The following is a 12,021-nucleotide window of genomic DNA, read 5'->3' on the forward strand; positions in this document are numbered from 1 at the left end:
GCCTTTGGGCGCTCAAGGCCTCGGCGGGCCGGGAGAGTTGATACATGATCATCGAACCCGTGCCCGCGCCCGATCCCACGCCCGGCCCCTCCGGCGAGCCCGCCCCGGCGTCCTCCCGCCGCCCCTCCCGCCGTACCGTCATCGCCGGCGCGGCCGCCGTCGCGGGAGTCGGCGCCCTGTCGGTCGCCGCCGCGTCCGCCGAAACCCCGCAGGCGCCGTCGGGTTCCGCGCTCCCAGACTGGGAGACCTGCCTCACGATCGCCCGGGCCGTCCTCGTACGCGACGAGGACGACGAGCCCCTGGTGCCCCGTTACTCCGACATCCTGCTGAAGAACGGCCTGCCCCGGTCCCGTACCCGCAAGAAGGTACTGATCGTCGGCGCCGGACCCGCCGGGCTCACCGCCGCCCACCTGCTGCGCGATGCCGGACACCAGGTCACCGTCATCGAGGCCAACGGCAACCGGGTGGGCGGCCGGATCAAGACCTTCCGTACCGGCGGCCACGAGAAGTCCGCGGCCCCCTTCGCCGACCCCAAGCAGTACGCCGAGGCCGGCGCCATGCGCATCCCCGACAGCCACCCCCTGGTCACCGGTCTGATCGACAGCCTCGGCCTGCAGCGCAGGCGCTTCCACCTGGTCGATGTCGACGGGTCCGGCCGCCCCGCCTACCGCACCTGGATCTACGTCAACGGCATCCGCGTCCGCCGGGCCGACTACGCGCGCAGCCCGCAGGCCCTCAACAAGTCCTTCGGGGTCCCGGCGGCCTACGAGTCCCTGCCCGCCGCGCAGATCGTCCGCAACGCCTTCGCCCCCGTCCGCAAGGAGATCGAGGGCAAGCAGGACAAGCAGCTCGTCGAGGGCTGGGCGCGCGTCATCCAGCGCTACGGCCACATGTCGATGTATCGGTATCTGACCGAGGAGGCGAAGCTCGACGAGCGGACGATCGACCTGATCGGCACCGTCGAGAACCTCACCTCCCGCCTGCACCTCGCCTTCGTGCACAGCTTCATCGGGGCCTCGCTGATCAGCCCGGACACCGCCTTCTTCGAACTGCCCGGCGGCACCGCCACCCTGGCCGACGCCCTCTACGCCCGTGTCGACGACCTCGTCCGGCTCGACCGCCGCGCCACCCGGATCACCCATGGGGAGGACGGGGTCAGCATCGAGACCGTCTCCGAGGGCCGCGGCGGCAGCCCCGTGCGGCGTGAGACCTTCACCGGCGACACGGCGATCATCACCGTGCCCTTCTCCGGCCTGCGCCACATCCCGGTCGCGCCCGCGCTCTCGTACGGCAAGCGGCGCGCGATCACCGAGCTGCACTACGACGCGGCGACGAAGGTCCTGCTCGAATTCAGCCGCCGCTGGTGGGAGTTCGACGAGGCCGACTGGAAGCGCGAGCTGGAGGCGGTCCGGCCCGGCCTGTACCGCAAGTACCAGCTCGGGCAGACCCCGGCGGACGGCACGCTGCTGGGCGCGCACTCCTCCGTCTCCGACCGGGGCATCTCCGGCGGGCAGCGGGCGCACTACGCGGCCTGCCGCGCGGTCACCCGGGACCAGCCCGAGGCGGCCCACGTCATCGGCGGCGGCTCGGCCACCGACAATCCCAACCGCTTCATGTTCCAGCCCTCCTACCCCGTCGAGGGCAGCGCGGGCGGGGTCGTGCTCGCCTCCTACAGCTGGTCGGACGACGCCCTGAAGTGGGACTCCCTGGACGACGAGGAGCGCTACCCGCGCGCGCTCGCCGGGGTGCAGGAGGTGTTCGGGCAGCGGATCGAGGTGTTCTACACCGGTGTCGGGCGTACCCAGTCCTGGATGCGCGACCCGTACGCCTACGGCGAGGCCTCCGTGCTGCTGCCCGGCCAGCACACCGAACTCTTCCCCCACGTCCGCAAGGCCGAAGGGAACCTGCACTTCGCCGGGTGCCACACCTCCATCAAGCCGGCGTGGATCGAGGGAGCCCTGGAGTCCGCCGTACGCACCGCCCTGGAGGTCCACTCCACGCTCTGAACGGCCGACGGCCGACGGCCGACGGGCCGCCGCCCGGCAGGCGTGACCTCTCAGTTCTCGGCGAGCACGATCAGCCAGTCGTGCTCACCGAAGCGGACCCGCCGCCCCTTGTCCGGATTGAGCCGCACCCCGTACCCCGGACCGGCGGCGGCCTCGGCGCGCAGCCGGTAGCCGACCGCGCATTCGCGGCGCCGGCGCGCCGACTCCACGAGGGTCGCGAACGCCACCTCGTGATCGGTGCGCACGTAGTCCGCGACCGGCTTCAGGTGGAGCTCGTTCCCCTCCGCCTTGAACAACTCCTCGAAGACTTCGGCCAGATAGGGACTCTCCGAGATCTGGGTCATGAGGAGACTGATCAGCCGGCCGCTGACGATGAAGTCGGCGCCCGGCCGGGCGGGCGCCAGCAGCCGGTTGCCGTCGTCGGACATCTCGGTGGTGAGCGACAGCTCCCGCCCGGCCGCCTCCGCGATCGCCCGCAGGTGCAGCAGGGTGACCAGCGTCCGGTCGTCCGTCTCCGTCCCGGTCTCCGGAGCGAGGCCGAGGTCGATCGTGTGGGAGGGCGGCAGCGCCGCCGGGTGGGGGACGGGCTCGTGGCCCGTCTCGCCGATGACGATCACGCTGTCGTAGGAGGGCACGTCCAGCTTGGCCAGCAGTCTGGGATCGGTGATGTCCCCGCTGTGGAAAGCCACTTCGAGATGGCTGCGCGGCCTCGCGCCGCCGGAGGCGCCGCGCATCCGCACGACGTCGGCGAGCGACACGACGTCCAGCGTGGTACCGGGGCCGACGAACTGGTCGAGCTGCTCCACGACGAGCGGCGCGCGGCGGTTCCAGCCGAGGAGGAGCAGCCGTTCGGCCTCGGGCGTCCGCGGGCGGGCCGTGACGATCGCGTCCTCGTCGACGCACGGGGACGCGTCCGCCGGGACGGCCGTGTCGTCGTCCTGGGAGATGAGGATGATCCGGTCGTCCGCGCCGATCGGCGTACGAGGGTCCGGATTGAGCGCGACGGCGCCGTCGGCGCGCAGCAGACCGACCACCGAGGACGTGGTGAACGCCAGCAGGGCCTCGCCGAAGGTCCGTCCGGCGAGGCCCTGGGCGGCGGCGGTGTAGAACTCGTCGCCCGCGAAGTCGAGCAGTTCCTGGTAGACGAGGGACAGACCGGGCTCGCGGGCGGTCTGGACGAGGAGCCGGGCGATGATGTCGTCGACGCACAGGACGTGCCCACCGGGGCCGGCGGCAAGCCGGGCGGTGAGATGGTTGCGGGTGTCGCGCACGGCGGCGACCACCACCGCCCCGCCGGACCCGGGGACCGCCGCGTCAAGGGCGAGCAGGGTCTTCACCACCTGGGCGTCACCGGCGTCCCCCTCGGGGGGCAGGACGAGTACCGCCTTCGCGGTCCGCGGACTCACCCGGGCCAGCTCCGTGGGTTCGGTGGTACGGCCGTTGCGGCAGATGATCCGCGTCCTACCGGTGCCGGTGCCGGTGCCCGTGCCGACGACGGAGGTGGAGATCTCTTCCTCCATCGCCACCTTGTCCTTCGGCGCGAGAACGGCGATGGCCGACCTGCGCTGGTTGGCGTTCGCGGCCACCAGCTCCCCGACCACCGGGAAGATCTGGTCCGACCAGCCCAGCACGACCGTGTGCCCGGATTCCAGCACGGTGGAGTGGCCGCGCCGAAGCAGCATGATGCGCCGGTTGATGCCGGTGGTGATCAGACCGACGAGCGTGGACACGAACAGCAGGGCGACCAGTGCGAGTGCCACGGAGGCCAGTACGTAGAGGGGGGATCCGACCGCGCCCCCGATCTTGAGCGTCTGTCCGACGCTGACCCATACGGCGGCGAGCCGGCCGGCGAGGGTCGCCGGGGCGGCCCGGTCGGCCCAGACGAGCACCGTGCTCGCCGGGACCACCACGGCGAGGCATGCCAGGCCGAACCAGCCGATGAGCGCGGTGGTTCCCCCTGCCACCAGATTGTCGAACCGGTACCGCAGGCGCAGCTTCAAGGTCGTCGTGTGCCGCTGCGCCATGAGAACTCCCTCGTCTTCCGCGCTGCTAACCCGCGGGCGCCCGCTCGGTTACGGGTGAACCGCCCACGCCCCGGCGCCGGTCAGGATTCCAGGGCCGCGATGATCTGGTTCGTGGTGCTGACCTTGCCGATGCGCGGGAAGATCTTGCCGAAGGTGTGGGCGTGGGAGTCGGCGTCGATGTCGGCGGTGGCGTCCTCCGCGAAGACCAGGTCGTAGCTGAGCTCCCACGCCGTACGGGCGGTGGACTCGACGCCGACGCTGGTGGAGATGCCGGCCAGCACGATGCGGTGGATGCCACGGCGGCGCAGCTGGAGATCGAGCTCGGTACCGGTGAAGGCTCCCCAGTGGCGCTTGGTGACCACCACGTCCCCGAGGGCGGCCAGCTCGGCCGGGATCTCGGAGAAGGCGGCGGGCGGGGCGGCGGCCGGGCCGGGGCGGTCCACGTTCGCGGTGGGCAGGTCACCGCCGTCGGGGGACCACGCCACCTTGACCAGGACCACGGGCAGCCGGTGGGCGCGGAACGCCTCGGCGAGCGCGATCCCCTTCCCCAGGATCTCGGGGGCGGGTTTCGCGGCGGGCCGGTCGAGGATGCCCCTCTGGAGGTCGATGAGCACGAGGGCGGTGTCCCCGCCCAGGGCGAGGCGGTGGGCTTCGGCGGTCATGTTCTCTCCTCGGGAGGGGGTGGGGAGTGCGGGCCGGCGGGTCGGGCGCCGCACGTAGAATAGGAACGTGAGTACGAATACGGGGGAATCCCGGCCCGCCCTGACGGCCGCGCTGACCGGGGCCGAGCTGCTGCGCTGGTACTGGACGCTGGCCGAACTGAGCACCCTTGCACGGGAGATGGGGCTTCCGGCCGCTGGTGGCAAGGCAGCCGTCACCGCACGGCTCGCCGCGGCCCTCGACGGACTCCCCGCCCCCGCCGCCCCCATGGCGCCCGCACCTCGCCGGGCCGGGCGCCGGCTCGCCGCTCCGGTCACCGGCGCGAGCGTGATCCCGCCGGGCCAGAACTGCAGCCAGGTACTGCGCGCGTACTTCGTCCGCGAGATCGGACCCGGCTTCCACTTCGACGCCTTCATGCGGGACTACGTCGCCCAGCACGCGGGCCACACCCTCGCCGAGGCCGTCGCCCACTGGCACGCGACCCGCGCGCGGGCGGCCGAACCCCAGGAGGTCGGCGCGCAGTTCGAGTTCAACCGGTTCCTGCGCGCCTGGCACGCCCGGCACCCGGACGGGACCCGTGCGCAGGCCCTCGCCGCGTGGCAGGCCCACCGGGCCCGCCCCCGCGACTGAGCCAGGTCATACCCCGGCACGTCCCCCGCGCTCGTAGCGCAGCAGGACGACGCCGTTGCCGAAGGTGTGGGTGTCCGTGTGCCGCAGGGCCACCGGAGCGTAGCCGAGCGTGGGGAAGAGCGGCGTGCCGCGCCCGATCCGCACCGGGTGCACGTAGATACGGTACGCGTCCACGAGGTCCTGGCGCAGGAACGAGGCGGCGAGATCCGCCCCGCTCAGCGTCAGGTCGCCGCCCGGGGCCGCCTTGAGCGCGGCGACCTCCTCGGGCACGACGTCCCGCACGATCGTGGTGTTCCACCCGGCCGACCGCAGGGTGCGCGAGTACACGTACTTGGGCTTGGACCGCCAGATCTCCGCGAACTCGGCCACCGAACCGGCGTTCGCGGGATCGGCGTCGGCCGTCGGCCAGTAGTCCGCCATCAGCTCGTGCGTCACGCGCCCGCTGAGGAAACCGCCCATCGGGCGGAGCACGTCGTTCATGTGCTGGTGCAGCTCTTCGTCGACCTGGTGCCAGCCGATGTCCCGGTCCGGCCCCTCGATGTACCCGTCGAGCGACACCCCGGCCATCAGCACGATCTTCCGCATGGCCGACCACGGTACGCCCCGGCAGCGCCCGGCGGCGGGAACGGCGCGGGCCACGGTGATACTGGCCGGTGTGAAGACCGAAGACGCACAGGCCGAAGAGCCGCAGGCCGAAGACGCGAACACCGTGCTGTTCCACACCGACGGCCGGACCGGGGTGGTCACCCTCAACCGCCCCAGGGCCCTCAACGCCCTCACCCACCCCATGGTGACCCGCATCGACGAGGCCCTCGCCGTGTGGGCGGACGATCCCGCCGTCCAGCAGGTCCTGATCCGCGGCGCCGGTCAGCGCGGCCTGTGCGCGGGCGGGGACATCCGGGCCATCCACGACGACGCCAAGGCCGGGAACACCGCCTCCGCCGACTTCTGGCGCGACGAGTACCGGCTCAACGCCCGTATCGCCCGCTATCCCAAGCCGTACGTCGCCCTCATGGACGGCATCACCATGGGCGGCGGTGTCGGCGTCTCCGCCCACGGCTCGGTCCGGGTCGTCACCGAACGCTCCCGCGTCGCCATGCCCGAGACCGGCATCGGCTTCGTCCCCGACGTCGGCGGCACCTACCTGCTCGGTCACGCGCCCGGCGAACTCGGCACCCACCTCGCCCTCACCGGTACCGCGGTCGGCCCCGCCGACGCGCTGCTGTGCGGGCTCGCCGACCACTTCGTACCGGCCGACCGGCTCCCGGAACTGACCGCCGCCCTCGCCGGGGAGCCCGCCCACGAGGTGCTCCCGCGCTACACCGCCACCCCCGGGCCCGGTGAACTCGCCGACCGGCGCGGCTGGATCGACCACTGCTACGCGGCCGCCACCGTCGAGGAGATCGTGGCGCGGCTGCTCGGCCAGGGGGAGCCCGCAGCCAAGGAGGCCGCCGAGACGATCCTGGCCAAGTCCCCGACCGCCCTCAAGGTCACCCTCGCCGCGTTGCGCCGGGCCGTGGGGCTCGGCCCGCTGGAGCGGGTGCTGGTTCAGGAGTTCCGGGTGTCCTGCAACGCGCTGTCCGCGCCCGACCTGGTCGAGGGCATCCGGGCGCAGGTCATCGACAAGGACCGTGCTCCTCGCTGGTCCCCGGCGGCCCTGGCCGAGGTGAGCGGCGCGGACGTGGAGCGCTTCTTCGCCCCGCTCGGGGAGGACCGCGAACTGCGCCTGCCGCCGCCGCAGGAAGACCTCAGCCGCGGCTGAGCCGCGTCTCCAGGCCGTCCAGGACCCGCTGGAGTCCGTAGTCGAAGTTCTCCTCGCGCAGTGTCCGCGGGTCCCGGCCCTCCTCGGCCGAGTGCTCCTGAGACGGCAACAGGTGTGCGGCACGTGGCTGTCGGGCCGCCGGGCGCTGCCTCTCCAGCCACTCCCGCTCGCTCTGACCGCCGCGGGCCAGCAGCGAGAGGTAGGCGGCCTCGCCGGTCGTGGCGCCGGCCACGTAGGAGATCACGGCCCTCAGGGCGAGGTCCGCCTCCTCCGCCGGGAAGCCGCCCGTCCGGAAGAGCGCCAGCATCCGCTCCGACACGCGCATCAGGTTCGGGCCGAGCTGCGCCGGCCCCACCTGGCCGAGCATCGAAGCCACCCAGGGGTGGCGCAGGGCCGTCGCGCGCAGGTTGTGGCCGCTGCGGGAGACGGCATCGCGCCACTCGGCCGCGCTCGCCGCCCCGGGTACCTCCAGCTCGCCGTAGACCTCGTCCACGGCCAGCCCGATCAGCTCCTCCTTGTTGGCCACATGCCGGTACAGGGAGGTGGCGGCGGCGCCCATCCCGGTGCCGAGCTTGCGCATGCTGAGCTCCTCGATGCCCTCGGCGTCGAGGAGACGGACGGCCGCCGCGACGATCTGGGCCTGACTGAGCGCCGGATGCCGCTCCTTGCGGCGCGGGCGCGTCCATGCGGAGGTGACGGCGGGCGCGGACGACGGGCCGGGACGGGTCTGCTGCTCCTCTGCTGACATGGCGCCAGGCTAACGCACGGTGCGAACGCCGTACGCAGCGCGCGTACACGCGACCACCGGGTGCGCGCGGGGTCCCACTCCCCGCCACGATGCGGGCATCGGCGCAGGTGGCGGGCGGTCGGCGAGCCCGACTCGCGGCCGCCCCGGCGGACCTGCCGTTCGCCCGGACCCTTCAGCGGTAGCCCGTGGTGTCCGCGGGGCGGTCCGGGTCCTGGACCTCGACCATGTAGCGCCAGCAGTCCGGCCGGCTGCCGTCCAGGTCCGTGAAGCCGTAGACCTGCGCGAGCTGCCCGCTGGAGAGGGACCGGCCGTTCCAGCGCGCCACCTCCGGGTCAGCGGCGAGCGCCGCGACGGCCCGGCCTACGTACGACGGGGTCTCGGAGATGCCGAAGTGCGGGACCTTGGTGAGGGCGTCCCGCCAGTTCGCCTCCGTCACACCGAAGTTGTCCAGCATCATCTCCGACCGCAGCCAGCCCGGCGTCAGCGCCACCGCCGTCGCCCCGCGCGAACCCAGCTCGTGCCCCAGCGCGAACGCCATCCGCAGCACCGAGGACTTGGCGATGTCGTAGAAGAACGACACCCGGTAGTTGGCCGCGTTGTACTCGGCGGTGCCGTCCGTCATCTCCACCACCAGCCCGCCGGGCTCGCGCAGCAGCAACGGCACCGCGAAATGGCTGGTGATGGCATGGGTCTCCACGGCCAGCCGCATCAGCCGCAGCCCCTTGTCCAGGTCGTGCTCCCAGACCGTGCTCTCCCACTCGAAGAGCAGCTCCCCGCCCCAGATGTCGTTGACCAGGACGTTCAGGCGCCCCTGTTCCGCCTCGATCCGCCCGACCAGGGCCTCGACCTCCCCCGGCACCAGATGGTCGGCGACCACCGGGATGCCCCGGCCGCCCGCCGCGGTGACGAGCTCGGCCGTCTCCTCGATCGTCTCGGGCCGGTCGTACTCCGAGGGCCTGCCCCGGGTACTGCGCCCCGACACGTACACGGTCGCCCCCTGCGCGCCCAACTGGACCGCGATGCCCCGGCCCGCACCGCGCGTCGCCCCGGCCACCAGGGCCACCCTGCCTTCGAGAGTTCGCTGTGTTTCCGGCATGGCCCGACCCTACGACGACCGGTCCGCCCGGGTACCGCCGAACACGGCGACCACCACCAGCGACAGCAGCAGCCCGGCCGCCGCCAGGCCCAGCGCCGCGCCCGGACCCCACAGGGTCCAGGCCGAACCGAACAGCAAGGAACCCGCGAACCGGGCCAGCGCCTGGGCCGTCTGGAGCACCGCGAGCCCGGTCGTGCGCAGCCCGGCGGGCAGCAGCGGCCCCGCGGCGGCCATCAGCACCCCGTCGGTGGCCGCGTAGAACAGGCCGAGCGGACCGAGCACACCGACGACCAGCAGCGCCCCGGCCGGTACCGGGGCCAGCAGCAGCAGGCAGGCGCCGAGCAGCAGCACGTGCCCGCCGAGGAAGACCCGGCGCCGGCCCAGCCGGTCGGCGAGCCGGCCCACGGGCAGCGCGGCCAGCAGGAACACGGCCGCCGTACCGACGGGCAGCAGCGGGAAGTACGCGGCCGACAGATCGAGCCGGCGCTGGAGCAGCAGGTAGAGGAAGGCGTCGCCGACGGTGAACAGGCCGAGCAGGGCCACGGTCAGACAGAGCCCCCGCAGGCCGGGCAGGCGCAGCAGGGTGCGTACCGGGGGCGGCGTGGGACGGGCCGCCCGGGCCGGTGCGGGGGCGGACGCCGGGGCCTCCCGGACGAAGAGGGCGAGCAGCACCACGCCCAGGACGGCGACGCAGCAGCTCACGGTGAACACGGCCTCGTACCCGTCCACCGCCACCCACAGCACCCCGAACGCGGCCAGCGGCCCGAGCAGGGCGCCCGCCGTGTCCAGGGTGCGGTGCACACCGAAGGCACGGCCCTGCTCCCCGGGCGGCACGGACAGCGAGATCAGCGCATCGCGCGGGGCGGTGCGCAGGCCCTTGCCGGTCCGGTCGGCGGCGAGCACCGCCGCCACCGACCAGGGGGTGGCGGCGGCGAGCAGGGCCGCCTTGCAGGCGGCGGAGAGCGCGTAGCCGGTGCCCGCGACGAGCTTGTGGCGCCGGGTCCGGTCGGCGATCCTCCCGCCCGCGAGACGGAGCACCGCGGTGGCGCCCTGGTGCAGACCGTCCAGGGCGCCGAACGCGAGCGGGGACATGCCGAGTCCGGCCATCAGGTACAACGGCAGGACGGCGGTGACCATCTCCGCGGAGACGTCCGTGACCAGGCTGACCAGCCCGAGGGCGAAAACCGTGCCGGGGACGGACCGCAGCGGGCCCTTCGGGGCAGGGGTGTCCCCGGTGATGTCCGAGGCCCGGCTGGTCGACAGGTACACGGATGCCTCCAGGGTGGCCGGGTCTAGAACCAGTTGACGGTGAGCGGGAACGCGGCGGTGACGGTGGCGCCCGTGGAGTCGGTGGCGGTCGCGGTGACCTGGACCGTCCCGCTGCCCCACGGTCTGCCGCTGATCCGGCCGGTGCCGGCGTCGACGGTCAGGCCCCAGGGCAGGCCGGTGGCCGCGTACCGGACCGGAGGTCTGCCGCCGGTGGCGCTGAGCTGGATGGTGCAGGACTGGTTGAACTTGCAGGTCTGCGGGCCGGGATCGGCCAGTTGCAGACCGCCCGACGTCGGCGTGGGCGTGGGGGTCGGGGTGGGCGTCGGAGTGGGGGTGGGCGTGGGCGTGGGGGTGGGAGTCGGGTTCGTCGAGGTGTCGAACACCTCGGTGATCGGCTGGACGCCGGCCGCGTTGCCCGCGTGCGTCGCCGTCCCGAAGAGGTCCTCGAAGGTCCTCAGCAGATGGTGGTGGTTGAAGGCCGTCGCGTACCTGCCCGTCCTGACCTTCGCGCCGTGGAAGACGGTGGCGATCTGGTTCGAGCCCAGGTAGTTGTCCTCGTCCCAGGTCAGCACCAGCAGGCTGTTGTTGGCCTTCGCCCACTGCGCGTAGGCGTCGAGGTTGTTCCGGGTCCAGGTGTCACCCGTACCCACCGAGCACGAGTGCATGTCGTTGCACTGGTTGGGGACCACGAAGGAGAGGCTCGGCAGCGCCGCGAAGTTGTTCTGAGGGAACTGCGTCCAGGTCTTGCCCGTGTTCAGCGGCACGTTCTTGAAGGCGAACCACGGGTTGTGCTTCTGCGCGTACTGGCCGTTCGTGCAGGCCGTGGACCCCTCGCTCGGCAGATCCTCGTTGTACGTCGCGAAGGTCTTGCCGGCGGCGATCAGTTCCTGGCCGAGGTTCGGCGCCGTCATCGACTGCGGGGTGTAGCAGCCGTCGCCCGTGATGCCCTGCGTGGCGCCGGAGAAGAGGTTGAAGTAGTTCGGCTGGCTGGGGTGGGTCAGCGCCTTCATCCCGGTCAGGCTCGCGCCGCCGTTCGCCAACTGGTTGATGTACGGGGCGTTCGCGCTGCCGATGATCTCCCCGTACTGCTTGTTCTCGTACACGACGACCACCACGTGGTCGTACGTCGGCAACGCGGCGGCCGCAGCCGGCGCGGCGGCGGAACCGGGCACGGCGGCCTGGGAGTTGGCCACGGTGAAGGCGCCCAGCAGGCCGAGCGCGCCGAGCCCGGCCACGAGCGCCGGCCAGCGGGCCCCGCGTCTCGCGCGAGCCGTCGGTGAGGGTCGAAGGGTGGGCATGGGTGTCGTCCTCCTCGGTGTCGCCCGGGTCAGGCCCCGGGTCGTGGTCATGCCTCGCGCCGGGCCGCACCGGCCACGGCGATGTTCAGGAACCGCGGCACGGGCCGTCCCCGGTCGCGGAAGTCCTCCGCCACCGCGGCCCGCACCGCCGCCAGACGGGCCTCGCGCAGCAGCACCAGCACGCTCCGCTTCGGCTCGGGCCCCGGCCCGGCCGGCCAGGCGCTCAGCGCCCCGGCCCGGCGGGCGCAGGCCACGGCCCGCGCCAGCTCCCGCGGCCGGTCCGCGGCCTCCCCGCGTACGGCGAGCAGCACCAGCCGCGCCCCCGAGGCCGCCGGGTCGAAGGCGACGTAGCGCCGACGCCGCCGGGGCCGCGCGTCCAGCAACAAGGCCCTGCCGGACCGGGCGAAGAGCACCGCCCGGCGCAGTCCGTCGTCCCCGTCCGGGAGCGCTCCGGCCAGCAGCCCGGCCAGGCGCTCGCGGTCCGGCGGCTCAGCCGTCGCCGTGTGTACGTCGGCCACCGCCAGCGCC

The 12,021-nt window shown here is 73.2% G+C and carries 10 protein-coding genes and 1 pseudogene; 3 read left to right on the top strand and 8 right to left on the bottom strand.

Annotated features, from left to right (window positions below; translation table 11 throughout):
• Positions 1-44: 44 nt before the first annotated feature.
• Entirely contained in the window at positions 45-2,006 is a 1,962-nt protein-coding gene (locus ACWGIU_RS15140; RefSeq protein ID WP_453705926.1) for a flavin monoamine oxidase family protein, read from the top strand.
• Between the two features lie 50 nt (positions 2,007-2,056).
• On the opposite strand, the gene ACWGIU_RS15145 is transcribed toward ACWGIU_RS15140, so the two are convergent.
• Both ACWGIU_RS15145 and ACWGIU_RS15150 read right to left on the bottom strand, forming a co-directional pair.
• A complete protein-coding gene (locus tag ACWGIU_RS15145) occupies positions 2,057-4,030 on the bottom strand; it encodes a CASTOR/POLLUX-related putative ion channel (RefSeq protein WP_453705928.1) in 1,974 nt (657 codons plus the stop codon).
• A gap of 80 nt (positions 4,031-4,110) precedes the next feature.
• Positions 4,111-4,692, bottom strand: coding sequence for a hydrolase (locus tag ACWGIU_RS15150; RefSeq protein ID WP_453705930.1), 582 nt, complete (start codon positions 4,690-4,692; stop codon positions 4,111-4,113).
• 67 nt (positions 4,693-4,759) lie between these two features.
• Between ACWGIU_RS15150 and ACWGIU_RS15155 the strand changes: the two genes are divergently transcribed.
• The gene (locus ACWGIU_RS15155) at positions 4,760-5,320 is read left to right on the top strand and encodes a DUF6434 domain-containing protein (protein ID WP_453705932.1); all 561 of its coding nucleotides are present in this window, start codon (positions 4,760-4,762) and stop codon (positions 5,318-5,320) included.
• 6 nt (positions 5,321-5,326) lie between these two features.
• Here the strand turns inward: ACWGIU_RS15155 and ACWGIU_RS15160 are convergent, their stop codons facing one another.
• On the bottom strand, positions 5,327-5,905 hold the full coding sequence (locus tag ACWGIU_RS15160; protein WP_453705933.1) for a dihydrofolate reductase family protein: 579 nt from the start codon (positions 5,903-5,905) through the stop codon (positions 5,327-5,329).
• Here ACWGIU_RS15160 and ACWGIU_RS15165 point away from each other — a divergent pair.
• Complete coding sequence (locus ACWGIU_RS15165; RefSeq protein ID WP_453705935.1) at positions 5,799-7,082, top strand: enoyl-CoA hydratase/isomerase family protein; 1,284 nt, start codon at positions 5,799-5,801, stop codon at positions 7,080-7,082. The genes ACWGIU_RS15160 and ACWGIU_RS15165 overlap by 107 nt on opposite strands.
• Here the strand turns inward: ACWGIU_RS15165 and ACWGIU_RS15170 are convergent.
• The 5 genes and pseudogenes from ACWGIU_RS15170 to ACWGIU_RS15190 all read right to left on the bottom strand — a co-directional run.
• Positions 7,069-7,830, bottom strand: a complete 762-nt coding sequence (locus ACWGIU_RS15170; RefSeq protein ID WP_453705937.1) for a TetR/AcrR family transcriptional regulator — start codon at positions 7,828-7,830, stop codon at positions 7,069-7,071. The two genes, ACWGIU_RS15165 and ACWGIU_RS15170, sit on opposite strands and share 14 nt — an antisense overlap.
• A gap of 172 nt (positions 7,831-8,002) precedes the next feature.
• Positions 8,003-8,926: an SDR family oxidoreductase gene (locus tag ACWGIU_RS15175; RefSeq protein ID WP_453705939.1), complete on the bottom strand. Its 924-nt coding sequence runs from the start codon at positions 8,924-8,926 to the stop codon at positions 8,003-8,005.
• 9 nt (positions 8,927-8,935) lie between these two features.
• Positions 8,936-10,195 carry an MFS transporter gene (locus ACWGIU_RS15180; protein ID WP_453705941.1) on the bottom strand — a complete coding sequence of 420 codons (1,260 nt, stop codon included), beginning with the start codon at positions 10,193-10,195 and terminating at the stop codon, positions 8,936-8,938.
• A gap of 23 nt (positions 10,196-10,218) precedes the next feature.
• Positions 10,219-11,493 (bottom strand): alkaline phosphatase family protein, encoded by a 1,275-nt coding sequence (locus ACWGIU_RS15185; protein WP_453705943.1) that lies wholly within the window; start codon positions 11,491-11,493, stop codon positions 10,219-10,221.
• Positions 11,494-11,540: 47 nt separating this feature from the next.
• A pseudogene (locus ACWGIU_RS15190) lies at positions 11,541-12,021 on the bottom strand (galactokinase); the annotation flags it as partial.

This window comes from Streptomyces sp. NPDC054840 (assembly GCF_053611065.1).

Coding starts and splice junctions, on each gene's coding strand:
- ACWGIU_RS15170 (WP_453705937.1), bottom strand. CDS start 7,830: ATGTCAGCAGAGGAGCAGCAGACCCGTCCCGGCCCGTCGTCCGCGCCC.
- ACWGIU_RS15175 (WP_453705939.1), bottom strand. CDS start 8,926: ATGCCGGAAACACAGCGAACTCTCGAAGGCAGGGTGGCCCTGGTGGCC.
- ACWGIU_RS15165 (WP_453705935.1), top strand. CDS start 5,799: ATGTGCTGGTGCAGCTCTTCGTCGACCTGGTGCCAGCCGATGTCCCGG.
- ACWGIU_RS15145 (WP_453705928.1), bottom strand. CDS start 4,030: ATGGCGCAGCGGCACACGACGACCTTGAAGCTGCGCCTGCGGTACCGG.
- ACWGIU_RS15160 (WP_453705933.1), bottom strand. CDS start 5,905: ATGCGGAAGATCGTGCTGATGGCCGGGGTGTCGCTCGACGGGTACATC.
- ACWGIU_RS15185 (WP_453705943.1), bottom strand. CDS start 11,493: ATGCCCACCCTTCGACCCTCACCGACGGCTCGCGCGAGACGCGGGGCC.
- ACWGIU_RS15140 (WP_453705926.1), top strand. CDS start 45: ATGATCATCGAACCCGTGCCCGCGCCCGATCCCACGCCCGGCCCCTCC.
- ACWGIU_RS15150 (WP_453705930.1), bottom strand. CDS start 4,692: ATGACCGCCGAAGCCCACCGCCTCGCCCTGGGCGGGGACACCGCCCTC.